The sequence below is a fragment of the Zhihengliuella salsuginis genome (genome assembly GCF_014651715.1).
Taxonomy (GTDB): Bacteria; Actinomycetota; Actinomycetes; order Actinomycetales; family Micrococcaceae; genus Zhihengliuella; species Zhihengliuella salsuginis.
This window is the reverse complement of record NZ_BMXK01000005.1, coordinates 36,442-55,437: the sequence shown is the minus strand read 5'-3', so window position 1 is coordinate 55,437 and position 18,996 is coordinate 36,442. Positions and strand designations below refer to the sequence as shown.

19 protein-coding genes are annotated in these 18,996 nt (G+C 71.0%); 10 read left to right on the top strand and 9 right to left on the bottom strand.

What is annotated here, in order from left to right:
* Positions 1–28: 28 nt before the first annotated feature.
* From IE069_RS06495 to IE069_RS06485, 3 genes are all read right to left on the bottom strand, one after another.
* On the bottom strand, positions 29–1,186 hold the full coding sequence (locus IE069_RS06495; RefSeq protein ID WP_189349534.1) for an aminotransferase class I/II-fold pyridoxal phosphate-dependent enzyme: 1,158 nt from the start codon (positions 1,184–1,186) through the stop codon (positions 29–31).
* A gap of 175 nt (positions 1,187–1,361) precedes the next feature.
* Positions 1,362–2,057: a class I SAM-dependent methyltransferase gene (locus IE069_RS06490; RefSeq protein ID WP_189349318.1), complete on the bottom strand. Its 696-nt coding sequence runs from the start codon at positions 2,055–2,057 to the stop codon at positions 1,362–1,364.
* Positions 2,058–2,086: 29 nt separating this feature from the next.
* Positions 2,087–2,497 carry a four-helix bundle copper-binding protein gene (locus tag IE069_RS06485; RefSeq protein ID WP_189349317.1) on the bottom strand — a complete coding sequence of 137 codons (411 nt, stop codon included), beginning with the start codon at positions 2,495–2,497 and terminating at the stop codon, positions 2,087–2,089.
* A 248-nt stretch (positions 2,498–2,745) separates the two neighbouring features.
* Here IE069_RS06485 and IE069_RS06480 point away from each other — a divergent pair, with 248 nt between their 5' ends.
* A complete protein-coding gene (locus IE069_RS06480; RefSeq protein WP_229790986.1) occupies positions 2,746–3,963 on the top strand; it encodes an aminotransferase-like domain-containing protein in 1,218 nt (405 codons plus the stop codon).
* Between the two features lie 66 nt (positions 3,964–4,029).
* Here the strand turns inward: IE069_RS06480 and IE069_RS06475 are convergent, their stop codons facing one another.
* Positions 4,030–4,848: an SDR family NAD(P)-dependent oxidoreductase gene (locus IE069_RS06475; protein WP_189349316.1), complete on the bottom strand. Its 819-nt coding sequence runs from the start codon at positions 4,846–4,848 to the stop codon at positions 4,030–4,032.
* A 36-nt stretch (positions 4,849–4,884) separates the two neighbouring features.
* Positions 4,885–6,252, bottom strand: a complete 1,368-nt coding sequence (locus tag IE069_RS06470; protein WP_189349315.1) for a cryptochrome/photolyase family protein — start codon at positions 6,250–6,252, stop codon at positions 4,885–4,887.
* Between the two features lie 94 nt (positions 6,253–6,346).
* Between IE069_RS06470 and IE069_RS06465 the strand changes: the two genes are divergently transcribed.
* The 3 genes from IE069_RS06465 (at position 6,347) to IE069_RS06455 (ending at position 8,589) form a co-directional block, all read left to right on the top strand.
* Positions 6,347–7,726, top strand: a complete 1,380-nt coding sequence (locus tag IE069_RS06465; RefSeq protein ID WP_189349314.1) for a TIGR01777 family oxidoreductase — start codon at positions 6,347–6,349, stop codon at positions 7,724–7,726.
* Between the two features lie 9 nt (positions 7,727–7,735).
* Positions 7,736–7,984 carry a PLD nuclease N-terminal domain-containing protein gene (locus IE069_RS06460; RefSeq protein ID WP_189349313.1) on the top strand — a complete coding sequence of 83 codons (249 nt, stop codon included), beginning with the start codon at positions 7,736–7,738 and terminating at the stop codon, positions 7,982–7,984.
* Positions 7,985–8,091: 107 nt separating this feature from the next.
* The gene (locus IE069_RS06455) at positions 8,092–8,589 is read left to right on the top strand and encodes a septum formation family protein (RefSeq protein ID WP_189349312.1); all 498 of its coding nucleotides are present in this window, start codon (positions 8,092–8,094) and stop codon (positions 8,587–8,589) included.
* A 29-nt stretch (positions 8,590–8,618) separates the two neighbouring features.
* On the opposite strand, the gene IE069_RS06450 is transcribed toward IE069_RS06455, so the two are convergent.
* Positions 8,619–9,092 carry an SRPBCC family protein gene (locus tag IE069_RS06450; RefSeq protein WP_189349311.1) on the bottom strand — a complete coding sequence of 158 codons (474 nt, stop codon included), beginning with the start codon at positions 9,090–9,092 and terminating at the stop codon, positions 8,619–8,621.
* Positions 9,093–9,244: 152 nt separating this feature from the next.
* Here IE069_RS06450 and IE069_RS06445 point away from each other — a divergent pair, with 152 nt between their 5' ends.
* Both IE069_RS06445 and IE069_RS06440 read left to right on the top strand, forming a co-directional pair.
* A complete protein-coding gene (locus IE069_RS06445) occupies positions 9,245–9,640 on the top strand; it encodes a hypothetical protein (protein WP_189349310.1) in 396 nt (131 codons plus the stop codon).
* An 82-nt stretch (positions 9,641–9,722) separates the two neighbouring features.
* Positions 9,723–10,199, top strand: coding sequence for a hypothetical protein (locus tag IE069_RS06440; RefSeq protein ID WP_189349309.1), 477 nt, complete (start codon positions 9,723–9,725; stop codon positions 10,197–10,199).
* A 60-nt stretch (positions 10,200–10,259) separates the two neighbouring features.
* Here the strand turns inward: IE069_RS06440 and IE069_RS06435 are convergent, their stop codons facing one another.
* The 3 genes from IE069_RS06435 to IE069_RS06425 form a co-directional block, all read right to left on the bottom strand.
* Positions 10,260–11,261, bottom strand: coding sequence for a sugar phosphate isomerase/epimerase family protein (locus IE069_RS06435; protein ID WP_189349308.1), 1,002 nt, complete (start codon positions 11,259–11,261; stop codon positions 10,260–10,262).
* Positions 11,262–11,325: 64 nt separating this feature from the next.
* Positions 11,326–12,474 carry a Gfo/Idh/MocA family protein gene (locus IE069_RS06430; protein ID WP_189349307.1) on the bottom strand — a complete coding sequence of 383 codons (1,149 nt, stop codon included), beginning with the start codon at positions 12,472–12,474 and terminating at the stop codon, positions 11,326–11,328.
* A gap of 87 nt (positions 12,475–12,561) precedes the next feature.
* Entirely contained in the window at positions 12,562–13,605 is a 1,044-nt protein-coding gene (locus IE069_RS06425) for a substrate-binding domain-containing protein (RefSeq protein ID WP_189349306.1), read from the bottom strand.
* Between the two features lie 152 nt (positions 13,606–13,757).
* Between IE069_RS06425 and IE069_RS06420 the strand changes: the two genes are divergently transcribed.
* The 4 genes from IE069_RS06420 to IE069_RS06405 all read left to right on the top strand — a co-directional run bounded on the left by IE069_RS06420 (position 13,758) and on the right by IE069_RS06405 (position 18,904).
* Positions 13,758–15,278: a sugar ABC transporter ATP-binding protein gene (locus IE069_RS06420; RefSeq protein ID WP_189349305.1), complete on the top strand. Its 1,521-nt coding sequence runs from the start codon at positions 13,758–13,760 to the stop codon at positions 15,276–15,278.
* On the top strand, positions 15,275–16,330 hold the full coding sequence (locus IE069_RS06415) for an ABC transporter permease (protein ID WP_189349304.1): 1,056 nt from the start codon (positions 15,275–15,277) through the stop codon (positions 16,328–16,330). Before IE069_RS06420 ends, IE069_RS06415 begins: the two co-directional genes overlap by 4 nt.
* A gap of 96 nt (positions 16,331–16,426) precedes the next feature.
* Positions 16,427–17,521, top strand: a complete 1,095-nt coding sequence (locus IE069_RS06410; protein WP_189349303.1) for a polyprenyl synthetase family protein — start codon at positions 16,427–16,429, stop codon at positions 17,519–17,521.
* A 93-nt stretch (positions 17,522–17,614) separates the two neighbouring features.
* Positions 17,615–18,904, top strand: a complete 1,290-nt coding sequence (locus tag IE069_RS06405) for an ROK family transcriptional regulator (RefSeq protein WP_229790985.1) — start codon at positions 17,615–17,617, stop codon at positions 18,902–18,904.
* Positions 18,905–18,996 lie beyond the last annotated feature (92 nt).

Sequence of the window (18,996 nt, the reverse complement as noted above, 5' to 3'; positions counted from 1 at the left end):
ACTGGCCGCGGGCCGGCGCCGGGGCGCGTCAGCTGTTGCGGCCCGCCTGGAACCGGATGATCCGCTCGACGGCCTCGAGCACGTCCGCCTGCGACGCGGCGAAGCTCAGGCGGACCGCCTGCCGTCCGCGTTCGTCGTCGAAATCCGATCCCGGCGTCAGCGCGACGCCCTCCGCCTCCAGCAGGGCCGTGCAGTACTCACCCGAGTCGGCGAACCCGGCCATCTGCTCCCCCAGCTCCGCGTAGAGGTAGAACGCGCCGTCGGCGGGTGCCGACTCGCCCCAGCCGAGTTCGGGCACGCGCGCGAGCAGCGCCTCGCGGGTCGCGGCGAACTCGGCGACGAACCGCTCGCCGGCCGCGTAGGACTCCTCGGAGAACGCCGCGACGGCCGCCATCTGCGCCGGCGCCGGCGGGCACAGCGCCACGTTCGACGCCAGCGCGTCGACCGCGCCGATCAGGCTGTCCGGCACCAGCGCCCAGCCGAGCCGCCACCCCGTCATGCCCCAGTATTTGGAGAAGCTGGAGATGACGATCGTCTCCCGGTCCAGCTCCCACGAGCACACGCCCGCCGGGTCCGCCGCGCCCGGTGCGGGATAGGTGATGCCGTGGTAGATCTCGTCGCTGACCAGGCGCGCGTCGTTGGTGCGGCACCAGTCGGCGAGCGCGGTCAGCTCGGCCCGGTCCACCATGGTGCCGGTCGGGTTCGCGGGCGAGGCCAGCACGACGCCGGCGAGCGGCCCGTGCGCCTCGGCCGCGGCGTCGAGCAGCTCGGGGGTGGGCTGGTAGCGGGTGTCGTGCCCGCAGGCGATCTCGACGACCTCGATCCCCAGGGCCTTGAGGATGTTCCGGTACGCCGGGTAGCCGGGCTTGGCGAGCGCGACCCGGTCCCCCGGGTTGAACGCCGTCAGGAAGAGGAGCGTGAACGCGCCCGAGGAGCCGGTGGTCACGGCGACGTTGCGCGGGTCGACGTCGAGCCCGTACCAGCGGCGGTAGTGGCCGGCGATCGCCTCGCGCAGGGACGCGATGCCCAGGGCGGGCGTGTAGGTCAGGGGCGTCCCCGACGCGTGCACGGCGGCCGCCGCCGCGGAGACCGGCGCGGGGGCGCCGCCGGAGGGCTCGCCCGCGCACAGCGAGATGACGTCGCGGCCGGCCGCGCGGAGCTCGGCGACGCGGGCGAGCACCTGCATCACCTTGAATCCGGGGACCTGCGAACGGCTGGACGGGGGCTGCGGCACGGGATCTCCAAGGGTGGGCGGCTGGTCGGGGCGGACGGACGACGCCGGCGCCGGGGCCGCCGTCGTAGCTCACCTCAGAATTTCACACCCGGCCCGCTCCGCCCACCGCGGGCGACGCGGTCGCCCGTCAGGCGGCGGCCTCGAGGACGAAGAAGATGAAGGAGACGAACCGGCGCCGGCCGCCCAGCTCCGACTCCACGCGCGCCTCCGGAGTGTCGGGCGCGATGGGCGGTTCGCTGACGGAGGCGATCCGGAAGCCGGCCGCGCTGAACGCCTCGGTCATCGCCTGCAGCGGGCGGTGCCACGTGTTCAGGACGGCCTGGTGCCCGGCGAGCTCGACCTCCATCGGCCACTCCGCGACCGGGAAGTAGCTGCCGCCCGTGCTCAGGTGGAACGCGAAGGGGTGGTTGACCGACAGGATGAGCCGTCCGCCGGGCGCGAGGACCCGGTGCAGCTCCGCCAGCGGCGGGCCCCAGTCACGCAGGTAGTGCAGGACGAGCGAAGCGACGACGTCGTCGAACTCCCCGTCGACGTACGGCAGCGGATCGCCCAGATCCGCGACCCGCAGGTCAGCGCCCTGCCCCAGGCGCTGGCGGGCCAGCTCGATCATGGCCGCGCTCGCGTCGAACCCGGCGACCTCGGCACCGCGCTCCCGCAGGGCCTCGGACAGCGGGCCCGCACCGCAACCTGCGTCCAGGATCCGCCGCCCGGCCACGTCGCCAGCCAGGTCCAGCATGGCGGGCCGCTCGTAGTAGGCGTTGAGAATGCTCGTCTCGTTTTCGGCGACGTAGGCTTCCGCGAAAGAGTCGTAGTGGGCGGTCATGGGGCTCCTCGGCGGCAGCGAAGTCTCGGTCAGTTCAGGGCGGCGAGCAGGTCGGCGCACGCGCGCTCGCACCGGCGGCAGGCCTCGGCGCAGATCCTGCAGTGCTCGTGGTGGTCGGCGTGCCGTTCGCACTCCTCGGCACAGCTGGCGCAGGCAGCGCGGCAGGCCTCGAGAAGGGCGCGCACGACGTCGGCGTTCTCACCCGTCTGCCCTGTCAAGACGCGGCCGGTGGCGGCGCAGATGTCGGCGCAGTCCGTGCACCTCCTGATGCACCCGGTCAGCTGCTCGACCGAGTCCTCGGCCAGGCAGGCGTCCGCGCAGGCCGTGCAGGTCTGGGCGCATTCGAAGCAGGCCGCGATGCACTCGGCCAGCTTCTGCCGGTCCACCGCCGCATCGACCGCGGGATGGGTGTCGAGCATGGACGTCACGTGGTGTGTCATGGTTGTGCTCCTTCTCCCTGACTGCAGTTGCTGCGATTCATCGATCTGGTGCCGGCGGGCAGCCGAGCCCGCCACACCGCCCACGGTAGCGCCGGTTCGGCTCCGAATGAACCCTTGCATGAGGTTGGCGGGTGCCTCGGCGCCGCCGGGCCTGCCGCCTGTAGATAATTCCAAGACGGGAAACCTATGCTGTGGGGACTTGACCCGCCGGGCTGCCGCCGCGCCGCCCCGTCCCCGAGGAGACCCCGGTGTCCCATCCGTTCCTCTCCGACGCCGCCGTCGGCTTCCTGCCCTCCCCCGTCCGCGACGTCTGGGAGCTCTCGATGCAGCCGGGCATGGTCTCCCTGGCCGGCGGCAATCCCGATCTCCGTCTGTCCGACACCGGCTGGATGGCCGAGGCCGCCGCGCGCGCCATCACCGACCAGGGGGACGAGGTCCTGCAGTACGGCTCCGGGACGGGCTTCGCGGCCCTGCGCGAGGCCGTCGTCGAGGTCATGTCCGCGGAGGGCGTCTCCGCATCTACGGACTCCATCCAGGTCACCGCCGGGTCGCAGCTGGCCCTCGACCTGATCACCAAACTGCTCTTCGCGCGCGGGGACACGATCCTCGCCGAGGGGCCCACCTATGTCGGCGCCCTGGGCGTGTTCGGCGGCGCCGGGGTGCGGGTCGAGCACGTCGAGATGGACGACGACGGCCTGCAGCCCGACGCGCTCCGCGAGACGATCGACCGGCTCGCCGGGCAGGGGCGCCGTCCGCGCGCGCTCTACACGATCCCCAACTTCCACAACCCCACCGGGGTGTCCCTCGCCGCCGGGCGCCGCGCGGAGATCGTGGACATCTGCCGTGCGGCCGGCATCCCCATCATCGAGGACAACCCCTACGGGCTGCTCTCGTTCGGGGAGTACGACGTGCCCTCGCTGCACTCCCTCGACCCGGAGCTCGTCATCTACCTGGGGTCCTTCTCCAAGATCCTGGCGCCGGGCCTGCGCGTCGGCTGGGCCTGCGCCCCGACCTGGTTGCGCCGCCCCCTGCAGCTGGCCAGCGAGTCGGCCGTCATCTGCGCGTCCGTGCTGAGCCAGGAACTGGCCCGCAGCTTCGTGGCCGGCGGCCGGTGGCGCGACACCGTCTCCGCCGCGGCCGCCGAGTACGCCCGGCGGGCCGAGGCCCTGAACGGGACGCTGCGGCCACTGCTGCCCGCCGGGGCCGAGCTGACGACCCCGGCCGGGGGCTTCTTCAGCTGGCTGACGCTGCCCGAGGGGTGGAGCTCCGCCGGCCTCCTGGACCACGCCGTCGACGAGCAGGTGGTCTTCGTGCCCGGCGCCTCGTTCTACGCGGACGACGACGGCGAGCGCCAGTTCCGCCTCGCGTACTCCCTGGAAAACCCCCTGCGGCTGGACGAGGGCGCGCGCCGCCTGGGCCGCGCGCTGGCGTCCTACGGGAGCGCCCTGAACGTGGCGAGGACCTGATGCCCGTCCGGGCCATAAGGCCCAGGCCTCCGATCCAGGAGGCCGCGCGCCAGAGGCGCGCCCTCTTCAAGCGCCAAGTGCCGCCGAACGCTCCCACAGCTGGTCGGCCAGGACCGGGTTGACGCTGTCCGGGTTGATCTTCGCCGGCAGTTCCCGCGACTCGTAGTACTCCCCCGGCTCGAAGGATTCCCCGGGAGTGCCCGTCGCCAGCCAGACGAGGTCCTCCGCCGCCTTCTCCGGGGTGATGGTCAGAAGGCGCTTGAGGGGGCCGTGGTAGACCCAGCGCATGAAGTGCGTGGTGTCGGCGGCGAAGCTCGTGCCCACAATGCCCGGATGGAAAGAGACCGCCGAGATCCCGGCGTCTCCGGAGCGTCGCTGCAGCTCCCGCGTGAAGAGGATATTGGCGAGCTTGGCGTTGCCGTAGGCGGTCTGCGGCCGGTATCTGTTCGCATTCTGCAGGTCGTCGATGTCGAACTTCGCGAACACTCGGGCCGCCCGGCTGGACGTCTGGATGACCGTCGCGTCGCTTGCAGTCAGCACCGGCAGGAGCTCCGTGGTGAGGAGAAAGGGCGCCAGATGATTGACCTGGAACGTCTTCTCGTGGCCGTCTGCGGTGAGCTCGCGCCGAGCCATGATCCCGCCGGCATTGTTCGCGAGCACGTCGATGCGCGGATACGCCTCACGCAGTTCCGCGGCCAGTCGCCGCACCTGCCCCAGGACTGCGAAGTCGGCGAGATGGCAGGGGGCGTCGATCTCCGCCGCCACCGCCGCGGTCCGCTCTGGCGAGCGACCCACGACGACGACGCGGTGCCCCAGTTCCGCGAGTTGCCTCGCCGCAGCCGCGCCTACGCCATCACTGGCACCAGTCAGGACAATCGTCTTCACGTCTACTCCTGTTTCAGGCCCCGTTGCGCGGCCCACTCAGCCCCGGCCCGGATCGGCAGCGGCCTTGACGACGTCGTAGGCGTCGAGCGCCGCCTGCCGCGAGGCGCGGAGGTCCACCAGCGGCTCCGGCAGGAGCTCGCCGCCCGTGACGTACTCGGGCGCCCAGCGGCCGACGTACTCGCGCCCCGGGTCGAACTTCTTCGCCTGGGTCTCCGGGTTGAAGATGCGGAAGTACGGGGCGGCGTCGGCCCCGGAACCGGCGACCCACTGCCAGTTGAACGGGTTGCTCGCCGCGTCGGCGTCCACCAGCGTGTCCCAGAACCAGCGCTCCCCGTGCCGCCAGTCGATCATCAGGTTCTTCACCAGGTAGGACGCGACCACCATCCGTACCCGGTTGTGCATGGTCCCGGTCTCCCACAGCTCGCGCATGCCGGCGTCCACCAGCGGCACCCCCGTGCGCCCCTGCTGCCAGAACCTCAGGTGGTCCGGGTCGAGCTCCGGCCAGGGGAACGCGTCGAAGCGCGCGTTGAGGTTGTCCTCGTCCAGCGCTGGGAAGTGGAAGAGCGTGTGCCAGGCGAACTCGCGCCAGCCGATCTCCGACAGGAACCCGCCCACGCTCCGTCCCGACGCGACCGCCTCCTGCCACACCGCGTGCGGGCTGAGCTCGCCCCAGCGCAGGCGCGGGGCCAGCAGCGAGGTGGAGCCGCCGGCCGGTTCGTCGCGGGCGCGGTCGTAGGCGTCGACGTCGTTCTCCAGGAACTCGCGCAGTCGCCGCCGGGCGGCCGGCTCGCCGGGCTCCCACGCCTCGCGCAGCCCGCCGGCCCAGTCCGGGGCGGCGGGCGTGAGGCCCCAGTCCGCCAGGTCGTCCGTCTCCGGGTACGACGCCGGCCCCGGCACCTCGCGCGGTTCGGGCAGAGGGGCGCGGGGCGGCGGCTCCTCGAGGCACGCCCGCCAGAACGGGGTGAACACCTTGTAGTGCCCGCCCTGCTTGGTGGTCACGGTCCACGGTTCGAACAGAAGGCTCCCCGCGTACGAGTGCGCCTCGACCCCGCCCTGGCGCAGCGAGTCCTTGACGGCGGCGTCGACGTCGCGTTCCGGGCCGCCGTAGCGGCGGTTCCAGAGCACGGCGGACGCCCCGGCCCCGGCGGCGACCTCCGGCACGACGTCCCCCGCCGGTCCGCGGCGCAGGATCAGCTCCGATCCGCGTTCCCGCAGCCGCTGCCCCAGCGAGGCGAGCGAGTGGTGCAGCCACCACCGGGCGGCCCCGCCGAGCGGGCGGACGCCGGGCGATTCCTCGTCGAGGACGTAGAGGCACACCACGGGCTCGCCGCGTTCGAGGGCCGCACGCAGTGCGGGGTGGTCGGCGAGGCGCAGGTCGTCCCGGAACCAGACAAGAGTGCTCATGCCCCCATCGTAGGGGCGCACCCCGGAGCCGACGCCGGACCCGCCCCGCCACGTCGGTGCTTGCGCCGGGAGCCGCACCGGGGGAACCTGAGACATGGCTATCCAACGCTCCTTCGTCGTCGAGGCACCGGTCGACGACGTCTTCGCCTGGTTCTCGCGCCCCGGCGCCTTCCAGCGGCTCGCGCCCCCGTGGCAGCCGGTCGCCATCGACCGCGAGACCGCCTCCCTGCGCGACGGGACGGCGGAGCTCTCCCTGCCCGCCGGCCTGCGGTGGGTGTCGCGGCACGACCCGGCGGGCTTCGCCGAGGGCCGCCGGTTCGTCGACGAATCCGTGGCCGCCGGACCCCGGTCGGCCCTCGCCGGGCGCGTGCCGTGGCGGCACACCCACGAGTTCGAGGCGGTCGGCGACGACCGGACGCTGGTGATCGACCGGATCGAGACGCCCGTCCCGGCCGCCCTCCTCGACCCGATGCTGGCCTACCGCCACCGCCAGCTCGCCGGCGACCTCGCGGCCCACCGCCGCGCCTCCGACGCCGGGCTGGGCCGCCTGACCGTGGCCGTCTCCGGCGCCTCGGGCCTCGTCGGATCCGCGCTGACCGCCTTCCTCACCACGGGCGGGCACCGCGTCATCCGGCTCGTCCGCGGCGAGCCGACCGGCCCCGACGAGCGCCGGTGGGACACGGCGCACCCGGCGCCCGACCTGCTGCAGGGGTGCGACGCCGTCGTGCACCTGGCCGGCGCGTCCATCGCCGGGCGCTTCACCGAAGAGCACAAGCGGGCCGTCCGGGACAGCCGGATCGAACCGACGCGGAAGCTGTCCGAGGCGGCCGCCGCGAGCGGCGTTGAGACGTTCGTCAGCGCCTCGGCGGTCGGCGTCTACGGCGCGGACCGCGGCGAGGAGGTGCTGACAGAGGACAGCGGCGGGCCCGAGGAGTCGGACTTCCTCTCCGGCGTCGTCGCCGACTGGGAGGACGCGGCGCATGCGGGGGCCGACGAGTCCGCCGGCCCGCACGGCATGCGCGTGGTGAACATCCGCACGGGGATCGTCCAGTCGCCCGCCGGCGGCACGCTGGCACTGCTGAGGCCGCTCTTCGCCGCCGGAGTCGGCGGCCGGCTCGGGCACGGGCAGCAGTGGATGTCCTGGATCGGCCTCGACGACCTGGTCGACGTCTACCACCGGGCGCTCTGGGACGAGGAGCTCTCCGGGCCCGTCAACGCCGTGGCGCCGGCGCCCGTGCGGAATACCGCCTACACGAAGTCCCTCGCCCGTGTCCTGCGACGGCCGGCGCTGGTCCCGGTCCCCCGGTTCGGGCCCGCGCTGCTCCTCGGCGAGGAGGGAGCCGACGAACTCGCCCTGGCCTGCCAGCACGTCGTCCCCCTGAGACTGCGCCAGGCCGGACACCGGTACCGGCACCCCGACCTGGAGCCGGCGCTCCGCCACCTCCTGGGAAAGGCGGGGGCCCGCGGCGAATAGACTGGAACCATGATCACCGCAGCAGTCGCCGGCACCGGCCCGCAGACCTGGGAATGGGTCGCCTCCGCCGCCCTGCTGGCCTGGCTGATCGCCCTCGTGTGGGCGATGATCCGGATCGAGAAGACCAAACACCGCCGCGATGCCGTAGGCACGCTGGGGTGGGCCGTCGTCGTGCTGTGCCTGCCGGTCCTCGGCGCGATCTGCTGGTTCATCTTCGACCACGCGGCGACCCAGAAGGAACGCGAAGACACAACCTAGGCCCAAAGGCCCTAATGTCTTTATGATTGCGGCAGAGTGGCCCGCGAGGACGCGGGCCCGGTCGATCGGTCCGCCCGGCGGATCCGGACGTTGGGGAGAAGAAGGCCATGAGGCTTCGCAGCATGATGCCCGCCGCGCTGCTGGCGGCGCTGTTTCTGACATCGGGATGCTCGATCTGGGAGATCGAACGCGGCGAGGACGGCCAGGTCCTGCGGGAGACGGCCGCTGATGTCTTCGACCTGCAGAAGGGCGACTGCCTCAACGACTCGCAGGTGGTCGACGCCGCGGAGCTCCAGCTGACCGACATCACGCTGGTCCCGTGCTCCGAACCGCACATCGCGGAGGTGTACGTCGACGTGCAGATCGACGGCGACGGGCCGCCCGACGCGGCGCGGCTCACCGAACTGTTCGAGGAGCACTGCGTCGACTCGTTCACCGAATACGTGGGAACCGACGACCCGAGCGCGGCCGCGGCCCTGAAGGTGACGTCGTTCTTCCCCACCGAGGAGTCGTGGGAGCAAGGCGACCGGCTGTACCAGTGCCTGCTCGTGAGCATCGACGAGACTCCGCTGGTCGGCAGCGCGCAGGACCTCGCGACCAGCTAGGGAAGATCCCCACGACGGCGGACCCGTCGTCAGGCTTCCGCCGCCGCCTTGATCGCGACGAGTGTTTTCGGGATGCCCTCGAGGGCCTGCCTCGTCCGCTCCTCGATCTGCGACGGGGCGTCGGCGCCGAAACGCTCGGCGAAGAACTCGAGCCCGGCACCGGTGAACTCCCACGTCTCGGTCAGGATCGTCGTCCCGGGTTCGCCGCCAGCATCGAAGGTGTACCCCCAGCGCACGTAGCCCTTGCCGACCAGCCAGGCGAATTCCCGGCCGGGTTCCGCCACAACCACCTGCGACCGCGTCTCCCACGTCCGGTCCGGCAGCACGTTTCTGCCCGTGAACCAGGCGCCGACGCGGGGGCCGTCGCCTTCATCCCACCAGCACTCCTTGCAGACGGGCGACCACTCCCCGGTGCGCGTGACGTCTGAGAGCATCGCATAGAGCGCCTCCGGGGCGGCTCCGACCATAATCGATTCCGAGTGGGTGCGGGTCGCTGTGTTCATGCAGGCGAGCCTAGTGACGAACCGGTTTCACCGCCAAGCGACGTCCCATGAATTCCCTCGTGCCCGCGGAGGGCCGCATCGCTTTCCGGCTCAGTGTCTTGAGCGGCTTCAGCATAGAATCAGGAGCTGATTGGCTGACAGAGGAGTCCTGCATGACCTTGACGACGGCCCGCTATATCCGGTTCGAAGGACCGCATCCCAGTGACCCGAACCGGAAGGTCGGCGTTTTCGCTTTGGCCAACGGGCTGGGCAACGACGGACGACTGTCAGCCTCTGACCATGTCTGGTGGAGAGCCGCCAATACGTTCGGCAACGGAGCGTACCCGGACCCGGAGGCCGCTGTCCCGGGCATCTACCGGGAGAACCCCGAGGCCAGAGCATGGTTCAAGACGTCGGCAGCGCACCTCATCAGCTACACCCGCGGATATCTCGTGTTGCTCAACAAATACGGCCAAGACTGCGCTGTCATCCGATCCGGCGACCCCGGGCGGATCATCTACGAGGACGACGTCCAGGTGGTTGCCGTCCCGCACGGAGCCGACGGGTAGTTCTGCCCATCGACTTCCTTCACCGCCCCTGCATATCTTCGGGAGGTCAGAAGAAGATTCGGCTCATCACTGGAGAATCATCATGAGGAAGATCCTGAAGGCAACCCTGGTCGGCGCCATGAGCGCCGGCCTCCTGTTCGGCGCGAGCGTCCCGGCGCACGCCGGCGCGTCCTACGGGTTCAATATCGCCACCAGCTTCTCGAAGTACATGGCCAACGACGGCAAGGCCCACGCCAAGGGCACGATCAACTTCCACGGGAAGTGGGCGTTCACCGCCAACGTCGGCGTGCGCGACCTCTGCGCGTCCACCGGCAAGGGCGACGGGTTCGGCGCCTACAGCACCGTGAGAGTCCGCTACATGGATGGAAGCACCGTCGGCTACTGGGGCGGCAGGGACACGAATGGCTGCGGGACCAGGTTCGAGTGGAAGAAAAAGTACCACAACCACGGCAAGAAGGTCCGCTGGGTCCAGATGGCCGTCGTCGAGTACGATGCGGACACCGGATACGGCGCGGACCGCGCGGTGTCCCGCCGGATCGACAACCCCTACACGGGCTGACACCCGGAAGGCGCGACGACGCCCGGTCCCGTCGACGTCCGAAGAGCCGGGCGCTTCCGCTCAGTCCTGCGAGAACGCCGCGTCGAAGGACATCTTCGAGGCCGGGAAGTCGAGCTTCTTCAGTGCCGCAAGCGATTCAGGAGCGCCATGCAGGCGGTCCATCCCCGCGTCCTCCCACTCGATCGAGATGGGGCCCTCGTAGCCGATCGCCGCGAGCGCGCGGAATGCGTCCTCCCAAGGCACGTCGCCGCGCCCGGCCGAGACGAAGTCCCAGCCGCGCCGCGGGTCGCCCCAGGGCAGGTGGGAGCCGAGACCGCCGTTGCGGCCGTTGCCCATGCGCATCCGGGTGTCCTTGCAGTCCACGTGGTAGATGCGGTCGGCGAAGTCGGAGATGAACGCCACCGTGTCGATCCCCTGCCACATCATGTGGCTCGGATCCCAGTTCAGGCCGAAGGCCTCGCGGTGCCCGATCGCCTCGAGCGTCTTGACGGTAGACCAGTAGTCGTAGGCGATCTCCGACGGGTGCACCTCGTGCGCGAACCGCACGCCGCACTCGTCGAAGACGTCCAGGATCGGGTTCCAGCGGTCGGCGAAGTCCTGATAGCCGGCCTCGATGACCTCGCCCGGCACCGGCGGGAACATCGCCACGTACTGCCAGATCTTCGATCCGGTGAATCCGACGACGGTGTCCACTCCCAGGCGCTTGGCGAGCCGCGCCGTGTTCTTCAGCTCCTCGGCCGCGCACTGGCGGACACCCTCCGGGTCGCCGTCGCCCCAGACCCGCTCCCCGACGATCGCCTGGTGCCGGAAGTCGATCGGATCGTCGCAGACGGCCTGTCCCTTGAGGTGGTTGGAGATGGCCCAGACCTTCAGGCCGTGCCGCTCGAGGATGCCCAGGCGCTCGGCGATGTAGTCGTCGTCGTCCCACTTCCATGCGTCCAGGTGTTCGCCCGCGACCGCGATCTCCAGGCCGTCGTAGCCCCAGCCCGCCGCAAGGCGGGCCACCTCTTCGAGGGGCAGGTCGGCCCACTGGCCGGTGAACAGGGTGAAGTTTCGTCCCACGTGGTTTCTCCTTGCGTCGATGGATCGGGCCGGTGCGCCGGCCCCGTTGGCGGTGCGGTAGAGCTCAGAGGGTGCTGGTCCAGGCGCTGTCCTGCGCTGCGCTGTGCTGGACGCCGCCGAGGACCCGCTGGACCTGGAAGCCGTCGGCGAACGAGGGTTCCGGCTGCCGGCTCCCGGCGACGGCCTCGACGAAGTCCTTGGCCTGGTGCACGAAGCCGTGCTCGTAGCCGAGGACGTGCCCGGTGGGCCACCAGGCGGACAGGTAGGGGTGCTCGGGCTCGGTGACCATGATGTCGGTGAAGCCCTGGCGGGTGCTCGGGGCCGTCGCGTCGTAGAAACCCAGCGAGTTGTACTTCTCCAGGTCGAACGAGACCGCGCCGGTGGAGCCGGACACCTCGATGCGCAGCGCGTTCTTGCGGCCCGTGGCCATGCGGGTCGCCTCGAAGGAGCCGATCGCACCGCCGTCGAACCGGCCCGTGAAGAGGGCGGTGTCGTCCACGGTGACGCGCCCGCGTCCAGCGGCCGCGTCCGGGAGCGGGCGGTCGTCGACGAAGGTGTTCAGGATGCCGCTGACCGAGGTGACCCGCTGGCCGGTGATGAACTGCGCCAGATCGACCGCGTGGGCGCCCAGGTCGCCGAGGGCGCCGGAGCCGGCGTGCTCCTTCTGGAGCCTCCAGGAGAGGGGCGCCTCGGCGTCGACCAACCAGTCCTGGAGGTAGGCCGCACGCACCTGCCGGACTTCACCGATCGCGCCGGAGCGCACCAGATCCCGCGCGAACGTCGCGGCCGGCACGCGGCGGTAGGTGAAACCGATCATCGCGAAGACGTCCTTGCCGGCGCGCTCAGCGGCCGCGGCCATGGCCTCGGCCTCCTCGAGCGTGTTCGCGAGCGGCTTCTCGCACATCACGTGCTTGCCCGCCTCCAGTGCGGCGATGGCGATCTCGGCGTGCGAGCCGCCGGGGGTGACGATGTCCACCACGTCGATGTCGTCGCGGGTGACTGCGGACCGCCAATCGGTCCCGGTCTCCGCCCACCCCCACTTGTCGGCCGCCGACTCGGCGGCGGCCGCGTTGCGCCCCACCAGCAGTGCCATCTCCGGCCGCGCAGGCAGGTCGAAGAACCGCGGGGCCACCCTCCATCCCTGCGAATGGGCGGCGCCCATGAAGCCGTGCCCGACCAGGGCGACTCTCAACGGCGGTACATCGTTCGGCATGTTTCCTCCTGCACCCGGCGGGGCTGGTTGGTGGGGTGGGTCGCGGGAGGCGCGGCGCCCGCATCGGGCTCCGCGCCTCGCGGTGTCCTAGGACGCGAAAGCGGTCGGCAGGTACTGGTCGACGTTGTCGCTGGTGACGACCGGGGCGTTCAGGACGATGCGCTTGGGGACCTCGACCTCCACCAGGTCGCTCATCGCCTTGTCCTGGGCGATCAGACGGGCGAGACGGACGCCGTCGGCGGCCTGCGTCGACGGGTAGACGACCGTGGCCTCGAGGACGCTCTCGCCGGCCTTGATCAGTTCCATGGCGTTGGCCGAGCCGGCGCCGCCGACCATGAAGAATTCGTCCCGCTCCGCGGTGTCGATGGCGGACAGGACGCCGTGGCCCTGATCGTCGTCGTGGTTCCAGATAGCGTCGATCTCGGGGGCCGCCGCGAGCAGCTGGGAGGCTGCGGCCTCGCCGCCGGCGACCGTGAAGTCGGCGGCGACGCGGTTGTCGACGTCCAGTCCGCACGTCTCGAGGGCGTCGGCGAATCCTTCGCTGCGCTCCGTGGTCAGGGGCAGGGAGTCGACACCGGCGATCTCCGCGACGACGGCGTCCGGGGTGTCCCCGAGCCGTTCGCAGATGTAGTTTCCGGCGCTCTGGCCCATGCCGTAGTTGTCGCCGAGGACCGTCGTGCGGGCCGCGGCCGGGCTGGAGAACTCGCGGTCGACGTTGACGACCGGGATGCCGGCGTTCATGGCCTTGGTGGCGACGGCCGTCAGAGCTGCTCCGTCGGTCGGCAGAAGAACGATCGCATCGACGTCGTCGTTGATGAACTGCTCGACCTGGCTGATCTGCAGGTTGGCGTCGTTGGTGCCCTCCGCCACTCGGAGGTCGACGTCGCCGAGGTTCTCGCCAGCCGCGATGGCGGCCGAGTTGATGGCACCCAGCCATCCGTGGTCGGCCGCCGGCCCCGAGAAGCCGATGACCACGGTCTCGCCTTCGGCCGCGTTGCCGTCGACCGAGGCGTTGGTGGGCTGCGAGCTGTCGCCGCCCGTCTCCGACGAACAGCCGGTGACGAGTGCGCCGATGGCCAGGAGGGCACCGGTGGTGACGAGCAACTTCCGTCCCTTGCGAACTGCGAGCATGTCTCTCTCCTCAGTGAGTAGGTGCGTCTACGCCAGATTCGAACCCGGTTTCCGAAGACCGAAGTTTGCGTGACTGTTGTCACAATAACAGAAGCGCGAAGAAAATCGACGCCCTTCTACTGATCGCCGACATAATGTGTTAGGTTCGCCACATGTTGGAAGATGATCAGCCACGGCCGTTGCTCCGAGTTCGGGGACTCTCCAAGCGCTTCGCCGCCGTCCAGGCCCTCAAGGGGGTCGACCTCGACGTGCGCGCCGGGGAGGTCCACTGCGTGATGGGCCAGAACGGTGCCGGGAAGTCCACCCTCATCAAGACGCTCTCCGGCGTCCACCAGCCCGACGAAGGCGAGATCTTCTGGGAGGGCGGGAAGGTCGAGCTGCACAGCCCCACCGCGGCGCTGGACCTCGGGATCGCCACGATGTACCAGGAGCTCGACGTCGTCGACGGGCTGACCGTCGCGGAGAACATCTTCCTGGGGCACGAACGGGCGAGCCGGGGCGTGCTCCACGTGAAGAAGACGAACGCGACGGCCCGCGCCCTGCTGCAGCGGCTCGGACACGGCGGCCTGTCGCCGTCGCGCGAGGTGGGCTCGCTCTCCGCCGCCAACAAGCAGATCGTCAGCATGGCGCGCGCCCTGTCGCGGGACACCAAACTGATCATCATGGACGAGCCCAGCGCCATCCTGGATGCCGGCGAGGTCGAGAACCTCTTCCGCGTGGTCCGGGAGCTCACGGCGCAGGGCATCGCCGTCGTCTACATCTCCCACCGCCTCGAGGAGATCCGCCAGATCGGCGACCGGATCTCCGTCATCAAGGACGGGCAGAGCACGGCGAGCGGCCTCCATGTCACCGACACCCCCAAGGCGGAGCTGATCCGCCTCATGACGGGCCGCGAGGTCGCCAACGTGTTCCCCGAGCGGACACCCGTCGCGGCCGACGCCCCCGTGGTCCTCGACGTCGACGGCGTGGAGCTGGCGGGGCACTTCGAGAAGCTCAGCTTCACGGTCCGCGCCGGAGAGATCCTCGGCTTCGCCGGACTGGTCGGCTCGCAGCGTTCGGAGATCATCGAGACCATCTACGGCGCGCGGAAAGCAACCTCCGGCCGGGTGTCCGTGAACGGCAAGAGACTTGCTGCGGGCTCGGTCAGCGCGGCCGTCGACGCCGGGATCGGGCTCTCCCCGGAGGAGCGCAAGAGCCAGGGCCTCATCCTCGAAGAGCCGATCTACAAGAACGTCACGCTCTCCACCTTCGCGCGCTTCGCGCGCACGGGCCTGCTCGACGAGGCTGCCGAGCGCCGGGCCGCGCGGGAGCAGATCGACGCCCTCGAGCTTCGCCCGGCGGACCCTGACCGCCCGGCCAGGACCCTTTCCGGCGGCAATCAACAGAAGATCCTGCTGGCCCGCTGGCTGGTCCACGGGACGTCGGTCCTGCTGCTGGACGAGCCGACCCGCGGCGTCGACGTCGGCGCCCGCGCCGAGATCTACGCGCTCATCCGACGGCTCGCGGACTCCGGCACCGCCATCATCGTGATCTCCAGCGAGATCGAAGAAGTCCTCGGTCTGGCGGACAACGTCCTCGTCGTCGACGACGGGAACGTCCTCACCCAGACCGAAGCAACCGACATCGACGAGCACGGCGTGCTCGATCTCATCATGAAGGGAAGTGCCGCGTGAGCGAGCAGAAGACCCAGGCAGCCGCCCCCGCGGCCAGCCCCGCCTCGGGCGGCAAGGCCGTCGTCCAGAACCTCCTCCACGGACCCGCCGCCCGCAGCCTCGGGCTCGTGGTCGCACTCGCCGTCCTCTTCCTCATCGGCGCCATTACGAGCGGCGATCGATTCATGTCCGCCGACAACATGCTCGTCATCCTCCGCTACGCCTCCATCATCGGTGTGGTCAGCGTCGGCGTCACGTTCGTCATCACGGCCGGCGGCATCGACCTGTCCGTCGGCTCCCTCATGGGGCTGACCTCGGTCGTGGCCAGCCTCGCCGTGATCCAGTCGGCGGCGACGCAGTCCACGTGGCTGCTCATGGTCGCCGTCGGTCTGGTCGTCGGCATGCTCGCCGGCTTCATCAACGGGGTCATCATCGCCTACGGCAACGTGGTCGCGTTCATCGCCACTGTCGCGATGCTCGTGGCGGCCCGCGGCCTTGCCGAGATCATCTCGGAGCGCCGCACCCTGCTGGTGACCAACACCGACTTCACAGGCATCATGCGCGACGACATCCTCGGCATCCCCGTGCTCGTCTGGATCTTCGCCGTCGTGGCCGCCGCCGGCTGGTTCCTGCTCAACCGGACGACGTTCGGCCGCCGCACCGTCGCCATCGGCGGCAACATCGAGGCCTCCCGCCTGGCGGGCATCAAGGTCAAGCGCCACCTGGTGTCCCTCTATGTGCTGGCCGGCCTCACCGCCGGCATCGCCGGCGTCATGATGATGGGCCGCACCACGTCCGGCACCTCGACACACGGCCTGCTCTACGAGCTCGACGCGATCGCCGCCGTCGTGGTCGGCGGCACACTGCTGGCCGGCGGCCGCGGCACCATCATGGGAACCGTGCTGGGAGTGCTGATTTTCAGCACGCTGACCAACGTGTTCACGCAGAACAACATGGATACGTCGGTCCAGTCCCTGATCAAGGGCGCCATCATCGTCACCGCGGTCATGCTCCAGCAGCGGTTCGCCGTCCGCAAAGAGCGCAAGGCCAAGACGAAGCCCGTCAGGAGCTGACGCCCGCGGGCACCGCGCACCCGGCGCCCGCGCGGAGAACCCGCAGTGAGCAGCCGCTGACCGGTCCCGGGGCCGGAGGAACCGGAGGACGGAGCAATGGAGACCCTGAGAACGGACCTGCCGCTGACTGGCGATCCGGCGTCGGACGCCGAGGCCGGCTTGGTCGAGGACGAGCTCCAACGCTTCTTCGCGGACGCCAAGCTGGGGGCCGTCGCCGTCGGCGCTCCCTACCTCGCCCTGTGGGAGGCGCTCGAGCGCGCCGCCGCGGGCGGCGGCCGCTCCCGACCGCGCCTGGTCCTGCTCGCCTACCGCCACCTGGGCGGGACGGACACCCGGACCGCCGCCCGGCTCGCGGCCTCCTACGAACTCCTGCACAGCGCCCTCATCGTCCACGACGACGTCATCGACCGGGACGTCGTCCGCCGCGGTGTCCCGAACGTCTCCGGCAGCTACCGGACCAAGGCGCTGCGCGAGGGCGCGGCCCCGGCCCTGGCGGAGCACGCCGGTGCCACCGCCGGGATCCTGGCCGGCGACCTCGCCCTCTCGGGCGCCTACCGGCTGCTCAGGTCCCTCGACGTCTCCCAGTCCATCGACCGGCGCCTGCACGACATCCTCGACGAGGCCGTCTTCTCCGCGGTCGGCGGCGAGGTCTTCGACGTGGAGTTCAGCCGTTCTGCCCGGATGCCCTCGCTGGAGGACATCACCAAGACGGCGCACCAGAAGACCGCCGTCTACTCCTTCGAGGCGCCGCTGCAGGCCGGAGCCGTCCTGGCCGGCGCCCCGGATTCCGCCGTGGCCGCGCTGAAGTCCTTCGGCCGGTTCGCCGGCATCACGTACCAGCTCGTGGACGACATCCTCGGCGTCTTCGGCGGAGAGGACAGCACGGGCAAGACCGGCTGGGGCGACCTCCGGGAGGGCAAACGAACGGTACTGCTCGCCTACGCGGCGACCCGGCCCCAGTGGAACAGCATCGCTTCGCTGATCGGGACGCCGGACCTCGGAGCCCGGGACGCCGAGCACATCCGCACGGTCCTCGTCACCTGCGGGGCGAAGGATTTCGCGGTCGGCCTCGCGGACGAATACGCGCAGCGCGCGCTGTCCCATCTGGAGTCCGACGGCGTCCCCGCCGCACTGCGCGGACGACTCCGCCGACTGCTGCTCGCCGTCGTCGCGGGGGTCCGCACGGCCTGAACCGGCCGGCCCGCACCCCTGGCGCCGCCTCTGGTGCGGTTACCATGGGGGATGACAGGCACGGGACGATCTGCCAGGAAGGACCCATCCGGAGTGGAAGGCAAGACGTCGAGGCGTGCCGGATTGCGCGCCCCCTCGGGGCCCTCGCTCGGGAGCAACCGGGACTCCACCCGGCAGCACAACCTCTCCACGGTCCTCGGCCTCGTCCATACGACGACCGGCATCTCGCGCGCGCAGCTCACCCGCGCGACGGGCCTGAACCGCTCGACCATCGCCGCGCTCGTGGGCGAACTGGTGCAGCTCGGCCTCGTCAGGGAGAGCGATCTCGACCAGACGCAGCAGCACGGACGCCCCAGCATCATGATCCAGCCGAGCCCCGATGCACTCGCCCTGGCCATCAACCCGGACGTCGACGCCGTGAGCGTCGCCCTGGTCGGCCTCGGCGGCCGGATCGTCAACCCGGTCCGCTTCCACACCGTCCGGGCCCCCTCGGCGGCCGAAGTCGTCAACATCGTCTCGGCCGTCTACACGGGAATGCGCACGTCCCTGCCCGCCGGGCAGCGGATCGTCGGCGCCGGGCTCGCCGTCCCCGGGCTGGTGGACCCGGCGGACGGGACCGTCATCGAGGCCCCGCAGCTCGAGTGGCGCGAGCAGCCCCTGACCGCCCAGCTCGCCGCGGCCCTGGACCTGCCGGTCACGGCCGCCAACGACGCGGTCGTCGGCGCCCGGGCGCAGGCCGCTTTCGGCGCGGGCCGCGGGGTGCCCGACTTCGTCTACGTCTACGGCGGCGCCAGCGGCATCGGCGGCGGCTTGATCAGCGGGGGCCGCCTCCTCCACGGTGCCGCCGGGTTCGCCGGCCAGCTCGGCCACACCCTCGTCCGGACCGGCGGGGCCGAGTGCGCGTGCGGCTCTACCGGGTGCCTCGAGTCCGAGGTCACCCGCGAGGAGCTGATCCGGACCGCGGCCCTCCCACCCGGGCAGGCGGATGACCTGGAGGAGGTCGTGCTGGCGAAGCTGCGGGACGAGCCGGAGTCCGGCGAGCTGTGGGACGTCGTCACCCGGCAGGCGCAGCAGCTCGGCATCGGGCTGAAGAGCGTGGTCAACCACCTGAACCCGTCCATGATCGTCCTCGGAGGGTTCCTGCGGATCCTCGCCCTGGCTGCTCCCGACGTGCTCGACGCGACGCTGCGGGCCGGTGGCGCCCGCGGCCCACGGGAGGACGTCTCGATCGAGCTCGCCCCGCTCGGGGACGACCCCATACTGATCGGAGCGGCCGAGCTGGCCTTCGAGCCGCTCATCGCGGATCCGGCCGGCTTCCTGCGCGGGCGCCGCGAGGCCGGGCCCGTGCGCGACCACGCGGAGGAGCCGGCGCAACCCGCCTGACCGGCCCCAGGCGGACGCGCCGAGGGCCCCGACCAGCTGGAGCTGGTCGGGGCCCTCGGTTTCCGGGTGGTCAGCCCCGGGGAGCGCCCGGG

Coding starts and splice junctions, on each gene's coding strand:
- IE069_RS06440 (WP_189349309.1), top strand. CDS start 9,723: ATGAGGAAGATCCTGAAGGCAACCCTGGTCGGCGCCATGAGCGCCGGC.
- IE069_RS06410 (WP_189349303.1), top strand. CDS start 16,427: ATGGAGACCCTGAGAACGGACCTGCCGCTGACTGGCGATCCGGCGTCG.
- IE069_RS06470 (WP_189349315.1), bottom strand. CDS start 6,252: ATGAGCACTCTTGTCTGGTTCCGGGACGACCTGCGCCTCGCCGACCAC.
- IE069_RS06460 (WP_189349313.1), top strand. CDS start 7,736: ATGATCACCGCAGCAGTCGCCGGCACCGGCCCGCAGACCTGGGAATGG.
- IE069_RS06490 (WP_189349318.1), bottom strand. CDS start 2,057: ATGACCGCCCACTACGACTCTTTCGCGGAAGCCTACGTCGCCGAAAAC.
- IE069_RS06420 (WP_189349305.1), top strand. CDS start 13,758: ATGTTGGAAGATGATCAGCCACGGCCGTTGCTCCGAGTTCGGGGACTC.
- IE069_RS06450 (WP_189349311.1), bottom strand. CDS start 9,092: ATGAACACAGCGACCCGCACCCACTCGGAATCGATTATGGTCGGAGCC.
- IE069_RS06495 (WP_189349534.1), bottom strand. CDS start 1,186: ATGCAGGTGCTCGCCCGCGTCGCCGAGCTCCGCGCGGCCGGCCGCGAC.
- IE069_RS06465 (WP_189349314.1), top strand. CDS start 6,347: ATGGCTATCCAACGCTCCTTCGTCGTCGAGGCACCGGTCGACGACGTC.
- IE069_RS06445 (WP_189349310.1), top strand. CDS start 9,245: ATGACCTTGACGACGGCCCGCTATATCCGGTTCGAAGGACCGCATCCC.
- IE069_RS06455 (WP_189349312.1), top strand. CDS start 8,092: ATGAGGCTTCGCAGCATGATGCCCGCCGCGCTGCTGGCGGCGCTGTTT.
- IE069_RS06430 (WP_189349307.1), bottom strand. CDS start 12,474: ATGCCGAACGATGTACCGCCGTTGAGAGTCGCCCTGGTCGGGCACGGC.
- IE069_RS06485 (WP_189349317.1), bottom strand. CDS start 2,497: ATGACACACCACGTGACGTCCATGCTCGACACCCATCCCGCGGTCGAT.
- IE069_RS06425 (WP_189349306.1), bottom strand. CDS start 13,605: ATGCTCGCAGTTCGCAAGGGACGGAAGTTGCTCGTCACCACCGGTGCC.